This window comes from Granulicella sp. S190, from assembly GCF_009766095.1.
Lineage (GTDB): Bacteria > Acidobacteriota > Terriglobia > Terriglobales > Acidobacteriaceae > Edaphobacter.
The window spans coordinates 161,347-177,484 of sequence record NZ_LMUD01000047.1 but is presented as its reverse complement, the minus strand read 5'-3'; the positions used below and the strand labels follow the sequence as shown (position 1 = coordinate 177,484).

Genomic DNA, 16,138 nt, shown 5'->3' with positions numbered 1-16,138 from the left:
AGTAGACGTTGACGAGGTTGACGTTGACCTTGAGGGTCTGGGTGTCGCCGATGTCGACGGGCTGGGCAGCGGCGTCGCTGGGAGGGGGAGGACCACCGGGGGAGGGTGCCTCCTGCGCATGGAGGGCGGGGGCGAGACCAAGAGCGAGGACGACAGCTGCGAGAGGGAGAGAGCGCATAACGTATTAGACGACGAAGTTGGGGGTGAGTTTGAGGAAAATGTGACGGCTCAACGCGGATTGGCGTGGGTTACTGATTTCAGGAGAAGTAACAGCTTAGAACGTCACCGACGATGGATGGGCAACTGCAAAAACAGATGCGGGGGTCTCTCCGCTGCGTGGTTCACGATGAGACAGTGAACCACTTCGGTCGAGATGACGCTTCTTTCACGCCATTGATGATTTTGGAGACGCAAACACAGCCGGGCGCAACGTTGCGGGTGGGTGCGACGTCAAAGGATATGAGTCTGTCGGCCGGGTGGGGATGGCGGCGGGGATGTTGCGCTGATAGTCTGGTAGTTCGTAAAGTCTTGGGTTGTGAAAGCCCGGCTGGAAGGTATGGGGGATTTTCTCGTGGTTAGGAACAGCGTATTGGCAGGGGCTTTGGCGTGCATGATGGCTGGACAGCCGGCACTGACGCAGGCACAGCAGGATGCACCGCAACAGCAGCAACAGATCCCCGACGGGCCAAAGCCGCAGATTCCTGACGCTCCTAAGCCGCAGGGGATTCCTGTGGGACCGGTAACGCCGGGCGCGGGAACGACGCCGGATTTGAATGGAGACAACTCGGCGCCTGCAGAGGCGGGAGCGGTGCCGAACCGGCTGCCGGACAGCGCTGCACAGAAGCAGGAGGATGGACCGCCGCCTGATCTACCGGCGACGGGACAGGGCCCGGATCAGTTTACGCTGCGGGTGCAGACGAACTTTGTGGAAGTACCGTTTACGGTGAAAGACAGCAAGCAGAAGCTGGTGCCGGGGCTGACGTGGCGCGATGTCCGGGTGTATGAGAACAACCTGAGGCAGCAGCTGGCGGTGTTTACGGTGGATCCGTTTCCGCTGTCGGTGGCACTGGTCATCGACCAGAGCATGACCTTCGACAATATGGCGAAGGTGAATAATTCGCTGGCCGCGCTGCAGGGAGCGTTTACGCCGTATGACGAGGTTTCGGTGTTTACGTATAACAACGGGCCGAAGCTGCAGACGGACTTTACCGGGGCGCAGAGTGCGCGGTTGACGGCGGTACTGGAGCGCTCGAAGACTCCGGGACGCGAGCCGCTGTACTACGACACGACGGGGCCGCTGGGGCAGAACATCAACATCAACGGCGGGGCCGACAGCCACACCGATCCGAATACAAATGCTACGCATGGAACGAGCGTGCTGGGGATTCAGAACGTGCCGCGGGATGTGCATACGCTGAACGATGCGATTCTGGCGGCGGCTACGGCGCTCTCGAAGACCAAGACAGGGCGGCGGCGGATTATCTACGTGATCAGCGATGGCCGGGAGTATGGCAGCACGGCGAAGTTTTCGCAGGTGGTGAAATACCTGAACACGAACAAGATTGCGGTGTACGGCACGCTGGTGGGCGATTCGACGCTGCCGGTGGTTGGGTTCCTCGACCGCATTCACCTGCCGCTACAGATGCGGGATAACATTCTGCCCTCGTATGCGAAGGCTACCGGCGGAAACTTCGATGGAGAGTTCCGGCAACGGGGGATCGAGACGAGCTTTGCCAAGATTGCGGAGGAGGTGCGGACGCAGTACACGGTCGGCTACTACACGCATGAGCCGTTTATCGATGGCAAGTACCGTTCGCTGGAGGTGAAGGTGCTGCGACCGAATCTGACGGTGATCGCGAAGGCTGGATACTGGCCTACGGCCGGCGAGTCGAGGCCCACGGGGATCGTGTCAGTGAAGTAAGACCGCGTGGCTGAGGGCGACGCCTGATCGGAATCGGATGGAGATGTTGCTGCATGGGAATGCGCTGCTGGCGCTGGCTGCCGCGGTGGTGTGGGGTGGTGGGGATTTTTCGGGCGGCATGGGCGTGAAGCATGCCGGAGGCTCGATGGGGGCTGCGCTGCGCGTGATCCTGTTGAGCCACTGCATGAGCCTGAGCGTGTTGACGGTGACGGCGTGGCTGAGCGGGGATACGTTTCCGCATGGGGCTGCGCTGGCGTATGGGCTGGTCGCGGGTATGACTGCTGGGATCTCGCTGGCCTGCTTTTATATTGCGCTGTCACGAGGGGCGATGGGGGCTTCGGCGGCGTTGAGCGGACTGCTGGCGGCGGCGATTCCAGCGGTGTTTTCGGTGGTGTGGGAGGGTTCGCCTGGGGTGCTGCGGCTGTGTGGATTTGTGGTGGCGGGAGCTGCGATCTGGCTGATCGCTGCGGGGGAGAACGCCGAGGCAAAGGCGGCGGACAGGAGCACCTTCTGGCTGGCGGTGGTTGGGGGCGTGGGGTTTGGAGTTTATTTTACGGCGCTGAAGCTGGCGGCGGCGAAGACGGGCGTAATCTGGCCGCTGGCCACCTGCAGGATGGGGAGTATTGCGGTTTGTTCGCTGCTGCTGGCGGGGCTGTCGCTGCGCACGAAGACGGGTGAGGTGCGGGCGAAGGTGACGCGGAGGGTGGTGGTGTGGGCGGTGGCTACGGCGCTGCTCGATACCTCGGGGAACATGCTGTACATTGCGGCGACGAGGGCGGGGCGGCTGGATGTGGCGGCGGTGCTGGCTTCGCTGTATCCGGCTACGACGATTCTGCTGGCGGCTTGGACGCTGAGGGAGAGGCCTACGCGGAGGCAGGGGCTGGGGATGGCGGTCGCGGTGGCGGCGGTGGTGATGATTACGGTTTAGTGAGTGGGTGGGTGGGGTAAGGGCAACAGCAGATCCCTGCGGGATGACAACAAAAGAACAAGCAACGACAACGGCAGAACAGACAACGGCAACTGCAACCGCAGATCCCTACGGGATGACAACAAAAAGAACACGCAACGGCAACGGCAACTGCTACGACTACGGCTATGACACGTGCAATCGCAGATCCCCTGCGGGGATGGCGACAAAAGAACACGCAACGTGACGCTCGTTAGAGCTTGATTTTGGAGGCGTCCAGGGTGGGTTCGGGGAATTTGAGTTTGAGGCTTTGCATGGCATCGACGAGGATCCTGGAGATGGCGATGTTGCGATACCACTTGTGATCCGCAGGGATGACGAACCAGGGCGCGTGCTTGTGGCTGGTCTTCGAGAGGATGGTGTCGTAGGCGTCGATGTACTGGGGCCAGAACTTGCGCTCGTGAAGGTCGGCCTCGGAGAGCTTCCAGTGCTTCTGCTTGTCGTCGATACGGGACTGGAGGCGGCTGGTCTGCTCCTTGCGCGAGATGTGCAGGTAGAACTTGAGGATGAGGACATCATTGTCGACCAGCATGCTCTCGAAGGAGTTGATGTTCTCAAGGCGGCGGCGCATGACCTCGGGGGAGATGAGCTTGTGGACGCTGGGCGAGAGGACATCTTCGTAGTGCGAGCGGTTGAAGATGTTGATCATGCCGCGGGGTGGGACCTGCGCGTGGACTCGCCAGAGGAAGTCGTGACGGGCTTCGATGGGCGTGGGAACCTTGAACGCGGCTACATCGCAGCCCTGGGGGTTGATGCCGGAGAAGATGTGGCTGATGGTGCCGTCTTTGCCTGCGGTGTCCATGCCCTGAAGAACGATGAGGAGAGACTTGGACTGGCTAGCGTAGAAGGTGTCCTGGAGGTCAGCAAGCTGGGTGCGGTGTTTGACCAGGGCCGCCGCCGCGGCTTCCTGGGACTTGTAGTCTCCGGTGTCTGAGGTTGGTTTCTTCGCGAGCTTGACGTGCGCGCCGGGCTTGATGAGATAGGGAGACTTGATCTTCATGAGCTGGGTTCCCTTGCTTTACCTTGTCCTGCCGGACGGGCCCACTACGCGTGGGGCGGTCACTGCGTGACTTGTGATTGCTTCGCGTAGTGCTCCGTGGTCACCGCCCGACTGTCTCAGGCACGACAACAGTGATTGGCTTCTATTGAAGGGAATGGGATTGCGGGGAGGTAAGGTCCGTCTATTTGACGGACTCTTCGGGCTTGGGGGTTACGGCGTGCGTGGTCTCGGTAGGCTTGTTGACCTCGTCAGTAACGCCCTTCATGCCGTCTTTGAAGCCACGAAGACCTTCGCCGAGGCCCTTGCCGAGCTCAGGCAGCTTCTTGCCGCCGAAGAGGACCAGAACGACAACGGCGATGACGATGAGGTGTGTCGGTGTAAATAGTTCGCCCATACTGTTTCTCCCTGCAGCCTGGCGCGTAGGCCAACTGCCACCCACTATTGTCGCACAGGTATGCGCTCTGCATAGATACGGCGGGGCGGCCGAAGCAGATGTTGGCTGAACGTTATATCTTGGTAACTGAAGAATTGCAGTAGCAGATGCTGGAAGAGATGCGGAGACGGATGTTGCGATTGAAGACGAGTGATGCAAGGAAGTTGACCGGGGCGCGGAGGACGGGACGGCGCGCATACTTTGGAGTGTTGGCAACGGGTGTGATGGGTTTGCTGATGACAGGCGCGATGCAGGCGCAGAGCTCCACTTCGTCTTCGACGACGCAGACAAGTCCGACGACGACAACAACGACGACGGTTCCGATCGCGAACTCGAAGATCGCGCTGGCCGCGCTTCCGACCTACGACAACAAGTATGAGATCTACGGCGGCCTGAACTTTATGAACTTCCAGGCCGGGCAGTCTCTGCCCAAGCGTATGAACCTGGGCGGTGGTGAGGTGCTGGGAACATATTGGCTGCCGGGAGACCACTGGTTTACGCGCGACATCGGCTTAGCTGCGAACTACCGCATTGATGCAGGAACGACGCCGGTGTTTGCGAACGCGGGAATTACTCAGCCCAATTCAACCGGCGGTACGGGCATCAACAACCGGCCACTGGTGTACCTGAATACCTTCATGGGGGGCGTGCAGTATCGCACTCGGTACAAGAACCAATATGCCGCGTTGAACTTTCATGCCTACGGCGGTGCGTCTCACGGAACTTTCAACTACAGCTTCAGGAACCTGGTGGTGCCCATAGCCCAGGCGTATGCGTCTACGGGGCTCTACTCGAACCGTACCAGCCCGATTGCTGCGGTGGGAGCGAGTCTCGACTTCAACCGCTCGAAGAACTGGGCGATTCGGGTTTCGCCTGATCTGATCTTTGAGCACTTCGGAACGGAGACTCGGGAGTTCTTTTCTATCTCGGCAGGTGTGGTTTACCGGATAGGCAAAGAGAAGTAAAAGCAGACCGCGGATAAAACCGATAGCACGGATTTAGAGGCCAGATAGCTGCCTTTAGTCCGTGCTATTTCGTTTTTATCGGTAGTCCTTTTTGCTCTACCAGGAGTTTCCCTGCTGGAGGAATTCGGGGGAGACGGGGTTTTCGTAGACGGAGTAGTCGCGAGTGACGACGGTAAGACCGCTTTGGGAGACGAAGTAGTTTTTCTTGTCTTCGTTGGGGTCGTAGCCGATGACGGTGCCGTCCGGGATGTGGACGTCGCGGTCGATGATGGCATGGCGGATGCGGCAGTGTCGGCCGATGTTGACGTGAGAGAAGACGATGCTGGAGTCGACATCGGCGTAGGAGTTGACGCGGACGTCCTGGGAGACGACGGAGTTGCGAATGACTGCTCCCGAGACGATAGATCCGGCAGCGACGATGGAGTTGATGGCCATGCCAGTGCGGCCCGGCTCGCCGAAGACGAACTTGGCAGGCGGGTACTGATAGGGGCGGGTGCGCATGGGCCAGGACTTGTCGTAGAGGTTGAAGATAGGGGTGACGCCGGCAACGTCCATGTTGGCCTCGTAGTAGGCCTCGAGGGTTCCCACGTCGCGCCAGTAAAGAGCCTTCTGCTTGTTCTCGTCGACGAAGTTGTAAGCGTGCATTTTTACGCGGCCGAGGATGTTGGGCAGGATGTTGTGGCCGAAGTCGTGCTTGGAGTCTGGGTCTTCCGCGTCCTTGATGAGCTCGGGGAGGAGGATGTCGGTGTTGAAGAGATAGATGCCCATGGAGGCGTCGACCATGTCGGGGTTGAAGGGCGAACGGAGCTTTGTCTCTTTAGGCTTCTCCTCGAAGCCGATGACTTCGCCGTTGCGGGCGACTTCCACAACGCCGAAGGAGGATACGTCTTCCGGTTTGATGGGGAGGGTGGCGATGGTGACGTCAGCGCCGGTGTCGACGTGCTGCTGCATCATGAGGGCATAGTTCATCTTGTAGATGTGGTCGCCGGAGAGGATAAGGACGTACTTGGGCTCCTCGGAGCCGATGGAGTAGATGTTCTGGTAGACGGCGTCTGCGGTGCCCTGGTACCAGGATTTGGAGACGCGCTGCATGGGGGGGAGGATCTCGATGAACTCGCCCAGCTCGTTGGCGACGACGGTGCCCCAACCTTCGCGGATGTGACGGTTGAGCGAGAGCGCCTTGTACTGGGTGAGGATATAGACGTGGCGTAGATCGGAGTTGATGCAGTTGGAGAGGGTGATGTCGATGATGCGGTACTGGCCGGCGAAGGGGACGGCAGGCTTCGCTCGATCGCGGGTGAGGGGAAAGAGTCGTTCGCCAGCACCACCAGCGAGTAGAACACCAAGGGTATCTCTCATAATCTTCCGGACTCCGACTTCTGCGTTAGACGGCTTAACTTCGTGTCACGTCAGTCAGATGCACAAAGTGACCGGCGTGTTACGGAGAAACGCGAGTCTACCACGCAGAGAGGGTCTTGGGAACGAATGAGGGAGAGGACGGCGACGAGATCCAGACGGGGTGAGCCTGAACCTCGTCGCGTGGCCCTGATTAGACTTCGGTGACGTCGGGTGGATCTGTGGAGTCAGTGCTATCGGTGACGTCGGTTGCTTCATCTTCAGAGAGGCTGATGCGCAAAGATTTCAGGAAGGATAGATCGTTTGAGGTAAATGGTCCTTCGGTGCCGTCTTCGGCAGCGTCGGTTACCTCATCGGCTTCTGCCTCAACCTCGTTGAGACCGATGGTGGCCTCAAGCATAAGGAGGACATCAAAACCCTGTTCGCGGATGTTTTTGACGACGCCTGCTATATCCTCCGACTCCGAGACGGACTCGTGGATCGCTTCGCCAAGTTTCTGTATCAGGTTTTTGACCTTCTGATTCAATGCCACCTCCGGGCTGCCCTATGGGTCGAACATCTCCACGCATCGGGTATTCCCGGCGAAGGTGCCCGGCGGGAACGGCATTGCGGGTATAACTGCATCGCAAAGTTACTGGTTCAAGAATACGCCCATCGTTGCGGAGGCTGCAACGTGATTTTCCTTCGTGGCAAGAGGGAGAGAAGCTAAGTGGTTTCCGCTACAGTGTGATGGTCGGCCCAGGCATCCTGGAGTCGGTGGGCGAGAAGTTCGACCGGCGGGGTCTTGCGGCAACCAAAGACTAAAAAGCCAGCGGCGGCAGCACAGAATCCGCCGATCATCCAAAGCGTGCTCTTCATGGGGAGGTTCCTTTTCCTGTTTTGATTCCGGTGCACAGAACGACGTGTTCTGGGGCTTGGATGCGGAGAGGCGTGAAGGTGTTGCAGTTTTCAGGGATGGCTTTGTGGATATTCGGGGAACGGCTACACTTTGGATTATGGATTCGGTTCGGTTTGGTCGTGCGCTGGGGGTTGGGGCTCGTGCAGCGGCTAAGACGCTGGTGACGGCGGTGGATGCGGCTACGGCACCGAATCCCTCTGGTGCGGCGAAGGCTGGTGGTGCGGCTTCGAGTGTCGACCGGAGTAAGGCTGAGGCTTCTGGGGCTCGGCTGGGTGAGAAGGCGGCGCGGACGACGGCGCAGGTGGTGCAGACCGGGCATGGTTTGAAGCGTGGCGGGAAACGCTTTGGCGAGGCGGTGTGGGGACCATTCGTGAAGCTGTCCGGCCAGTTGTGGCTGGAGCTGACTGGCGTGTTCTTCGGGATCTTCGCGGTGTTTGCGGCGACCAGCGCGTGGAAGATGCGCGGAGAGTGGCACGAGACGGCAGCGAACCATGACGCGCATGTGCATCTGCTGCTGACTGCGGCGATGGCGGTGGTGTTTGGATACTTCTGCGCCAGCAGCTTCGTAAAGGCGAATCGCAGGGGCAAGCGCAGTTAGCGTTGCGCGTGTGCGGGTACACTTGTTCGGCATGTCTGAACAGATAAAAAAGAAGATGGAAGAGACCAAGACGAGCTCCGGGATTCCAGTGAAGCTTGTCTATGGAGCGGAAGATCTTCAGAGCTTCGATGCGGCCGCTACGGTGGGCGAGCCGGGGGAGTATCCGTTTACGCGTGGAATCCAGCCGACGATGTATCGCGGGCGGTTGTGGACGATGCGGCAGTATGCGGGGATGGGCGATGCCGAGGAGTCGAACAAGCGATACAAGTTTCTGCTGGCGAATGGGACGAAAGGCTTGAGTGTGGCGTTCGATCTGCCGACGCAGATTGGGTATGACTCGGACTCGCCGCTGGCGTTGGGTGAGGTGGGCAAGGTTGGGGTTGCGATCGATTCGATCGAGGATATGCAGCGGCTATTCGATGGGATACGGCTGGATACGATTTCAACATCGATGACGATCAATGCGACGGCTTCGATTTTGCTGGCGCTGTATGTCGCGGTGGCGAAGCGTACGGGGGCGGATGCGAAGAAGCTGAATGGGACGATCCAGAACGATATTTTGAAGGAGTACATCGCGCGCGGGACGTATATCTATCCGGTGACGCAGGCGATGCGAATTGTGACCGACATCTTCGCTTGGGCGGCGGATGAGGTGCCGGAGTGGAATACGATCTCGATCTCCGGCTACCACATGCGCGAGGCCGGCTGTACGGCGGTGCAGGAGGTGGCGTTTACGCTGGCCGATGGCATGACCTATGTGCAGGCTGCGATTGACGCGGGTTTGGACGTGGATGCGTTTGCGCCGCGGTTGAGTTTTTTCTTTAACTCGCATAACAATCTGCTGGAAGAGGTGGCGAAGTTTCGCGCGGCGCGGCGGATGTGGGCGCGGATCATGCGGGAGCACTTTGGCGCGAAGAATCCGCGCAGCTGGATGCTGCGGTTTCATACGCAGACGGCCGGGTCTACGCTGACGGCGCAGCAGCCGGAGAACAATATTGCGCGCACTACGCTGCAGGCGCTGGCAGCGGTGCTGGGCGGGACGCAGAGTCTGCACACGAATGGATTCGATGAGGCGCTGTCTTTGCCGACAGAGAATGCGGCACGAATTGCTCTGCGGACGCAGCAGATTCTGGCGCATGAGAGTGGGGTGGCGCAGACGGTCGATCCGCTGGCAGGCTCTTTTTATGTGGAGTCGCTAACCAATGAGATTGAGCGGCGTGCGGAGGAGTATCTCGCTACGATTGCGCGCTTCGATCTGGGCGGAAAGTACGGGATGTTGCGCGCGATCGATAAGGGATATGTGCAGCGGGAGATACAGAATGCGGCGTATGCGTATCAGCGGTCAGTGGATGCGAGGGAAGCCGTGGTGGTTGGGGTGAATGAGTTTGCCAGTGAGCAGGAGGTCGCGATTCCGATTCAGCGGATCGATGAGGCACTGGAGGGACGGCAGGTTGAGCGGGTGCGGGCGATGCGGATGCGGCGGGATGCGGGTGTCCATGCTGCGGCGCTGCGAAGAGTGGAGGATGCGGCTCGGGGTGGGGGAAATTTGATGCCACAGATTTTGCACGCCGTGGAGAGCTTCGCTACAGTGGGCGAGATTGCGGATGTGATGCGGAGGGTGTTTGGGGAGTATCGCGAGTCGGTGACTGTTTAGTCCTGCGGGACGGTCCTCCTGCGCCTAGCCACCCCACAAACAAGACCTGTTTGCGGGGACCCCGGTTTGGCAGTCGCTTCGTGACTTTTTCCCTTTTTCTCGACTCGCCGTTGCGGCATTCGGCGAAACATTTGTTCTTGTGAGTGCGTCTCTTGAGTGCGCGGACGGACAGTGTTTCGCGATGGATGCTCCGTCCTGCATGGAGAGGACATGACGATGATGGGGTTTCGATCGATTGCAGGATGCTGTGCTTTGGTAGTTCTGTCCGGGGTTCTCGCAGTGGCGCAGGAGCCTGTGACTCCTGAGACTGCACCGGTTCCGCCTTTGTTGCTGAACGCGAAGACTGTCTTCCTCTCGAATGCGGGAGCGGATAGCGGGTTGTTCCCTCATCCGTTCAGCGGCGATCCGGATCGGGCTTACAACCAGTTTTATGCCGATGTTTCCAGCTGGGGACGGTATCAGCTGGTGGCCACGCCAGCGGAGGCTGATCTTGTGTTTGAGCTGCAGCTCTCGGCTCCGAACGGGCCTTCGAATGCGGATAAGCAGAAGGGTGCGTCCGATCCGCTGCCGATGTTCCGATTGGTGATCTATGACAGGCCGACGCACTATGTTCTCTGGGCGTTGACGGAGTCTGTGGCTCCGGCGGCAAAGCAGAAGACGCACGATCACAACTTCGACGAAGCACTGGCGAGCCTGGTGCTGGATGCGGGCAGGCTGACCAAGTCTCTGCCTAGCTCCATGCACTGATGCTGTTCGAAACGGATGCTTATCAACGAATCGCGGCCAGAGTTTCAGTGGATGGTAAGAAGTTGCTGACGCGGGGTATTGGCAGAGAAGCCGACGGGTGGAGGCGGATAGACTTAAGGGATGGCTATGGGCGTGAAGTCTTCTCTCCGCTGCCATCTGTTGTTCGCGCTGCTTGCAGTGAATGGATTGGCTGTCACCGATCATGCGGCTGGTGCGCGAATTCCCGAGGTGCATGGCACTTCGTTTGCGAATCAGGCTGTGAGTCTTCCGGCGCAGTTGCAGGATAAGGCCGCGGGTATTCTTGTGCTGGGGTTCAGTCGCGGATCTCGTGAGGCTGTGACGGATTGGGCGCAGAAGATCGCTGGAGACTATCGAAGCTCCGAAGTGGTGGCGTTCTATGAGCTGCCGGTGGTGGCCTCAGTACCGAGTCTGTTGCGTGGACTTGTTTTGCGATCGATCAAGTCGTCGACGCCGGAGCGGGCTTACCAACGGATCCTGCCGATTACGAGCAATGAAGAGGGATGGCGGGAAGTGGTCCACTATGGCGCGGCCGATGATGCTTACCTGCTGATTGTGGACGGGCAGGGAAACGTAGTCTGGCAGACCCAAGGCCAACCGACCGATGCGGCTTATGCGGCGTTAAAGCAACAGGTTGAGGGTTTGGCGGGGAAGAGTGCGAGATAGAGGTGCGTGGCGCGACTCGCTCGCGGGTGGTTGAAGGTGGCCATCGAATGCTATCGTTTATGGGCAGCACCCACGAGAAAGATTAGAGGAAGCACCGCATGGCAGAGACAATGGCACCCCTTCGCAAGACAGCACTGAACGCGGTACACCGGGCAGCGAAGTCCAAGATGGTGGACTTCGGTGGTTGGGATATGCCGGTGGATTGCTGCGGCCTGATTGCGGAGCACATGGCGGTAAGAACTGCGGTGGGCGTGTTCGATGTGTCGCACATGGGCGATATTCAACTGCGCGGGCCTGGATCGCTGGCGGCGGTGCAACAGCTTTGCATGAACGACGCTTCGAAGCTGGCAGTGAGACAGGCACACTATTCGGCGATGCTTCATCCCAATGGCACGTTTGTCGATGATGTGGTGGTGCACAAGCTTTCGGACAATGACTACCTGATCGTGATCAACGCGGGGACGCGCGAGAAGGACGTGCAGTGGGTGCGGAAGCAGATTGGACATATGCCTGGCGTGCATGTGAACGACTTCAGCGACTACTACACGCAGCTTGCGATACAGGGGCCGAGGGCGGCGGAGACGCTGCAGAAGCTGACTTCGACGGATCTGAGCACGATCAAGAACTATTGGTTTACGTGGGGGCAGGTGTGCGGTCTGCACAACGTAATGATCGCCCGGACGGGATACACCGGCGAGGATGGATTTGAGATTTACATCCCTTCGGACGAACCGACGAGCGCGCGAGTATGGGGCGAGGTGCTGGAGGCAGGCTCGGAGTTTGGGATTCTGGCGTGTGGGCTGGGAGCGCGAAATACGCTGCGGCTGGAGGCTGGAATGGCGCTGTACGGGCATGAGATCTCGGACACGATCAATGTGTTTGAGGCTGGGCTGGGACGCTATGCGAAGCTCGACAAGGGAGAATTTGTCGGGCGTGAGGCTCTGGCGAAGATACAGGCTGAGGGCGGACCCGGTCGCAAGCTGGTGGGTCTGGAGATGATCGAGCGTGGAATCGGACGGGACGGGTACACCGTGTTTTCGCTTGAAGGGAAGCGGCTCGGCGAGATTACCAGCGGATCGCCTGCGCCGTTCTTGAAGAAGAATATTGCGATGGCCTATGTGCCTGTGGATTTTACGGCGCTCGATACTGAGGTCGCGGTGGAGATTCGCGGACAGATGGTGAAGGCGAAGGTTGTGCCGCTTCCCTTCTATAAAAGAGCGAAGAAATCCGCATAGCCGCAGCATCTACAATTGAGATACACACACTTTCTACGGAGAACGACGAATGGCTTATCCTGCGGACTATCGCTACACGAAGGAACACGAGTGGATTCAGGTCGACGGCAATATCGGAACGGTCGGCATCACGGACTACGCGCAGAACTCGCTGGGCGATATTGTGTATGTCGACCTGCCCAAGGTGGGCGATGCGGTTGAGGCTGCGAAGACCTTCGGTTCGGTAGAGTCGGTGAAGGCGGTCTCCGATCTGTTTTCGCCGGTGACGGGCAAAGTTACGGCGATCAACGAGGAGCTGAAGGATGCTCCCGAGAAGATTAACGCTGCTGCGAATACGACCTGGCTGTTGAAGGTTGAACTCGCGGATGCGAAGCAGATTGATGGCCTGCTGACGGCAGCGGACTACGAGAAATTTACCAACGAAGAGACCGGACACTAAAAGATGCGCTATTTGCCGAAGTCCCCCCTGGATCGCGAGGAGATGCTTGCCGAGATTGGCGTGGCGTCGATCGACGATCTGTTTTCTACGATTCCAGCGGAGTTTCAACTGAAGCGCGATCTGAAGATTCCACGGCAGCATGGGGAGTCTGAGATTCTGGATCGCTTTCGCGAGTTTGCGGAGAATAATGCGGTTGGTTATTCGAGCTTTCTGGGCGCGGGTGTTTATCGGCACTATCGGCCCGTAATCATCGACTCGCTGGTGCAGCGCGGCGAGTTTTTGACGAGCTATACGCCGTATCAGCCGGAGATCTCGCAGGGCACGCTACAGGCGATGTTCGAGTTTCAGACGATGATCTGCGAGCTGACGGGCATGGAGATCGCGAACGCGTCGATGTATGACGGTTCGACCGGCGCGGCTGAAGCGATCATGATGGCGGTGCGCGTGACGGGCCGTGATGGCGCAGTGATTGCGCGGACGGTGCACCCGGAGTACCGCGAGGTGATTGCGACGTATGCGCAGCACCAGGAGATTCCTACTGTTGAGGTTGGATATTCGGCGGATGGGCGCGTGGATTTGTCGGCGCTCGATGCCGCGATTACGAAGGATACGGCTTGCGTGCTGATTCAGTCGCCGAACTTCTTTGGGACGATTGAGGATGTTGCTGCGATTGCAGAGATTGCTCATGCGAAGGGCGCACTGTTGATCGTTTCGATTGCGGAGGCGGTGTCGCTGGGGATTGTGCGGCCACCGGCTGAGGCGGATATCGTCTCGCTGGAGGCGCAGTCGTATGGCGTGGCGGTTGGATATGGTGGGCCTTACTGCGGCGTGATCGCTTGCAAGGAGAAGTTTCTGCGGCAGATGCCGGGACGTTTGATCGGCGAGACGAAGGACAAGGATGGCAAGCGCGGGTTTGTGCTGACGCTTTCGACGCGCGAGCAGCATATTCGGCGGGAGAAGGCGACTTCGAACATTTGCACTAACCAAGCGCTGGTTGCGCTGATGACGACGATCTTCCTGAGCGTGTACGGCAAACAAGGGATGAAGGATCTAGCAGAACAGAATCTTGCAAAGGCAGCTTATTTGCAGAGCGTGCTTGGTTCTTCTGCTGGCGCGAAGGTGCTGTTTGATGGCGCGCCGCGGTTTCATGAGTTTGTGCTGCAGACACCCAAGGGTGCGGAGGAGACCAACACTGCGCTGCTTGGAGACAAGATCATCGGCGGGTTGCCGTTGGCGAAGTGGTATCCCGAGCTTGGCCCGAATGCGAGCCTTTGGTGCGCGACGGAGCTGACGACGAAGAAGCAGATGGATGCAGCCGCTGCGGCGCTTGCGGGTAAGGCTTAGCGATGGACGTATCTGCGATTGTTGGCGAAGAGTTGAAGGCAGTTGAGTTCGTTGAGGACTTTTTGCAGCTTCGTTTTGATGAGCCCTCGTTGACGCTCTATGCATGGCCGCATGTTTTGTTTCCCGAGTTTTCGCTGGCTTATGGCGAGCCGGAGTATCGGAATGCACTGTGCGCGCAGATCAACGACAAGGTGGTGCAGGCATCGCTCGAAGAGGGCGATGCACTGACGATTGAGTTTGAGAACGGCACGGTGTTTGGGCTTTCGTTGCGGGAAGAAGATTTGGATGGGCCGGAGACTGGGAGCTACTCGGAGACCGGAAGCGCAGCCGATGCGCAGGAGTTTTAACTATGGCAGTTGAGAAGTTTGTAGGGACGCCTAAGAAGGCTACGACGCACACCAATCAGAACGAAGATCTGATGTTTGAGAAGTCTTCGCCGGGGAAGAAGGCCTACCGGCTGGCGGAGCTGGATGTGCCGGCGGTAGACTCGGTTGCACTGCTTGGGGACTCCGTGCGGACTGATCTGGGTGTGATGCCGGAGCTGAGCGAGATCGAGATCATCCGCCACTTCACGCGGCTTTCGACTTGGAACTATGCGATTGACCTCGGCATGTATCCGCTGGGAAGCTGCACGATGAAGTACAACCCGCGCGTGAACGAAGCAGTGGCGAGGATGGAGGGGATCGCGGAGGCGCATCCTTATCAGCCGGAGTCGCTGTCGCAGGGCTGCCTGGGGATTATGAAGACGCTGTCCGATGCGCTGATCGAGATTACCGGCATGGACACGATTACGCTGCAGCCTGCGGCGGGCGCGCATGGTGAGTTTACCGGCATCCTGCTGGTGCGGGCGTATCACGAGAGCAAAGGCAATGCGCGGAAGAAGATTCTGATTCCGGACTCGGCGCATGGGACCAACCCAGCTACTGCGGCGGTGTGCGGGTACGAGGTTGCGAACCTGAAGTCGAATGCACAGGGGATGGTCGACCTCGACGAGTTAGAGCGGATGGTGGATGAGGATACGGCGGCGCTGATGCTGACGAACCCTTCGACCATCGGCGTATTCGAGTCGGATATCAAGAAGATCGCGGACATTCTGCATGCGAAGGGCGCGCTGCTGTACATGGACGGCGCAAATATGAATGCGCTGGTGGGTAAGACGCGGCCAGGAGATTTCGGTGTCGATGTGATGCACTTGAATCTGCACAAGACGTTTTCTACTCCGCATGGCGGAGGTGGTCCGGGGTCGGGGCCGGTGGCTTGCAAGAAGATTCTGGAGCCGTTTTTGCCTACACCTATTCTCGTGACGAAGGCCGATGGGACGCTTGGGCTGGAGTACAACCGGCCACAGACAGTGGGTCGCGTGCGAATGTTCTATGGCAACTTTGGAATGTTTGTGCGGGCGCTGGCATATATTCTCGCGAATGGGCCGGACGGTCTGCGGCAAACGACTGAGGATGCGGTGCTGAATGCGAACTACATTCGCGCAAAGCTGGAGGGCACGTTTGAGTTGCCGTACAAAACGCGGTCGCTGCACGAGGTGGTGTTCTCAGATAAGCTGCAGGCGCGCAACGGCGTGAAGACGGGCGATATGGGCAAGCGGCTGATCGACTACGGCTTCCATGCGTATACGGTTTCGTTTCCGCTGGTGGTCAACGGCGCAATGATGATTGAGCCGACGGAGAGCGAGAGCCGCGAGGAGTTGGATCTGCTGATCGATGCGCTGAAGCAGATTGCGCGGGAGGCAGAGGAGAATCCTGAGCTGGTGCAGACTGCCCCGCATACGACGCGGCTGCAGCGGCTGGATGAGACGACCGCGGCGAGGAAGCCGATTTTGAGGTGGAAGGCTCCTGTGGCTGCTGAGCCGGTGCTCGTCGATACGGCTGCGAAGGAGTGGTAG

At 59.0% G+C, this 16,138-nt stretch carries 17 protein-coding genes and 1 pseudogene; 13 read left to right on the top strand and 5 right to left on the bottom strand.

Going from position 1 to position 16,138, the window contains the following annotated elements:
- The first annotated feature begins 610 nt into the window (after positions 1-610).
- Genes GSQ94_RS20480 through GSQ94_RS20470 form a run of 3 tightly spaced genes read left to right on the top strand, consistent with a single transcriptional unit; the run spans position 611 to position 3,075 of the window.
- The gene (locus GSQ94_RS20480) at positions 611-1,921 is read left to right on the top strand and encodes a VWA domain-containing protein (protein WP_158945877.1); all 1,311 of its coding nucleotides are present in this window, start codon (positions 611-613) and stop codon (positions 1,919-1,921) included.
- A gap of 43 nt (positions 1,922-1,964) precedes the next feature.
- The gene (locus GSQ94_RS20475; protein WP_254064023.1) at positions 1,965-2,849 is read left to right on the top strand and encodes an EamA family transporter; all 885 of its coding nucleotides are present in this window, start codon (positions 1,965-1,967) and stop codon (positions 2,847-2,849) included.
- A 43-nt stretch (positions 2,850-2,892) separates the two neighbouring features.
- Positions 2,893-3,075 (top strand): hypothetical protein, encoded by a 183-nt coding sequence (locus GSQ94_RS20470; protein ID WP_158945873.1) that lies wholly within the window; start codon positions 2,893-2,895, stop codon positions 3,073-3,075.
- Positions 3,076-3,081: 6 nt separating this feature from the next.
- On the opposite strand, the gene GSQ94_RS20465 is transcribed toward GSQ94_RS20470, so the two are convergent.
- Positions 3,082-3,888 carry a polyphosphate kinase 2 family protein gene (locus tag GSQ94_RS20465; RefSeq protein ID WP_158945871.1) on the bottom strand — a complete coding sequence of 269 codons (807 nt, stop codon included), beginning with the start codon at positions 3,886-3,888 and terminating at the stop codon, positions 3,082-3,084.
- Between the two features lie 181 nt (positions 3,889-4,069).
- Positions 4,070-4,282, bottom strand: coding sequence for a twin-arginine translocase TatA/TatE family subunit (locus GSQ94_RS20460; RefSeq protein WP_158945869.1), 213 nt, complete (start codon positions 4,280-4,282; stop codon positions 4,070-4,072).
- A 170-nt stretch (positions 4,283-4,452) separates the two neighbouring features.
- Here GSQ94_RS20460 and GSQ94_RS20455 point away from each other — a divergent pair, with 170 nt between their 5' ends.
- The gene (locus tag GSQ94_RS20455) at positions 4,453-5,286 is read left to right on the top strand and encodes a hypothetical protein (protein WP_158945867.1); all 834 of its coding nucleotides are present in this window, start codon (positions 4,453-4,455) and stop codon (positions 5,284-5,286) included.
- Between the two features lie 96 nt (positions 5,287-5,382).
- Here GSQ94_RS20455 and glgC read toward each other — a convergent pair.
- From glgC to GSQ94_RS20440, 3 genes and pseudogenes are all read right to left on the bottom strand, one after another.
- A pseudogene (gene glgC / locus GSQ94_RS20450) lies at positions 5,383-6,660 on the bottom strand (glucose-1-phosphate adenylyltransferase); the annotation flags it as partial.
- 175 nt (positions 6,661-6,835) lie between these two features.
- Positions 6,836-7,174 (bottom strand): hypothetical protein, encoded by a 339-nt coding sequence (locus tag GSQ94_RS20445; protein WP_371417586.1) that lies wholly within the window; start codon positions 7,172-7,174, stop codon positions 6,836-6,838.
- A gap of 173 nt (positions 7,175-7,347) precedes the next feature.
- Entirely contained in the window at positions 7,348-7,500 is a 153-nt protein-coding gene (locus tag GSQ94_RS20440) for a hypothetical protein (RefSeq protein WP_158945863.1), read from the bottom strand.
- 104 nt (positions 7,501-7,604) lie between these two features.
- On the opposite strand from GSQ94_RS20440, the gene GSQ94_RS20435 reads away from it, so the two are divergent.
- The 9 genes from GSQ94_RS20435 (at position 7,605) to gcvPB (ending at position 16,138) form a co-directional block, all read left to right on the top strand.
- Positions 7,605-8,138 carry a hypothetical protein gene (locus GSQ94_RS20435; RefSeq protein WP_158945862.1) on the top strand — a complete coding sequence of 178 codons (534 nt, stop codon included), beginning with the start codon at positions 7,605-7,607 and terminating at the stop codon, positions 8,136-8,138.
- Positions 8,139-8,169: 31 nt separating this feature from the next.
- Positions 8,170-9,792 (top strand): methylmalonyl-CoA mutase, encoded by a 1,623-nt coding sequence (locus tag GSQ94_RS20430; RefSeq protein WP_158945860.1) that lies wholly within the window; start codon positions 8,170-8,172, stop codon positions 9,790-9,792.
- A gap of 210 nt (positions 9,793-10,002) precedes the next feature.
- A complete protein-coding gene (locus GSQ94_RS20425; RefSeq protein ID WP_158945858.1) occupies positions 10,003-10,539 on the top strand; it encodes a hypothetical protein in 537 nt (178 codons plus the stop codon).
- Positions 10,540-10,659: 120 nt separating this feature from the next.
- Positions 10,660-11,223: a hypothetical protein gene (locus GSQ94_RS20420; RefSeq protein WP_158945856.1), complete on the top strand. Its 564-nt coding sequence runs from the start codon at positions 10,660-10,662 to the stop codon at positions 11,221-11,223.
- Between the two features lie 98 nt (positions 11,224-11,321).
- Entirely contained in the window at positions 11,322-12,458 is a 1,137-nt protein-coding gene (gene gcvT / locus GSQ94_RS20415) for a glycine cleavage system aminomethyltransferase GcvT (RefSeq protein ID WP_158945854.1), read from the top strand.
- A 49-nt stretch (positions 12,459-12,507) separates the two neighbouring features.
- Positions 12,508-12,897 (top strand): glycine cleavage system protein GcvH, encoded by a 390-nt coding sequence (gene gcvH, locus GSQ94_RS20410; RefSeq protein ID WP_158945852.1) that lies wholly within the window; start codon positions 12,508-12,510, stop codon positions 12,895-12,897.
- A 3-nt stretch (positions 12,898-12,900) separates the two neighbouring features.
- Positions 12,901-14,241 (top strand): aminomethyl-transferring glycine dehydrogenase subunit GcvPA, encoded by a 1,341-nt coding sequence (gene gcvPA / locus GSQ94_RS20405; protein ID WP_158945850.1) that lies wholly within the window; start codon positions 12,901-12,903, stop codon positions 14,239-14,241.
- Positions 14,242-14,243: 2 nt separating this feature from the next.
- Positions 14,244-14,588, top strand: a complete 345-nt coding sequence (locus tag GSQ94_RS20400) for a hypothetical protein (RefSeq protein WP_158945848.1) — start codon at positions 14,244-14,246, stop codon at positions 14,586-14,588.
- 2 nt (positions 14,589-14,590) lie between these two features.
- Positions 14,591-16,138, top strand: a complete 1,548-nt coding sequence (gene gcvPB, locus GSQ94_RS20395) for an aminomethyl-transferring glycine dehydrogenase subunit GcvPB (RefSeq protein ID WP_158945846.1) — start codon at positions 14,591-14,593, stop codon at positions 16,136-16,138.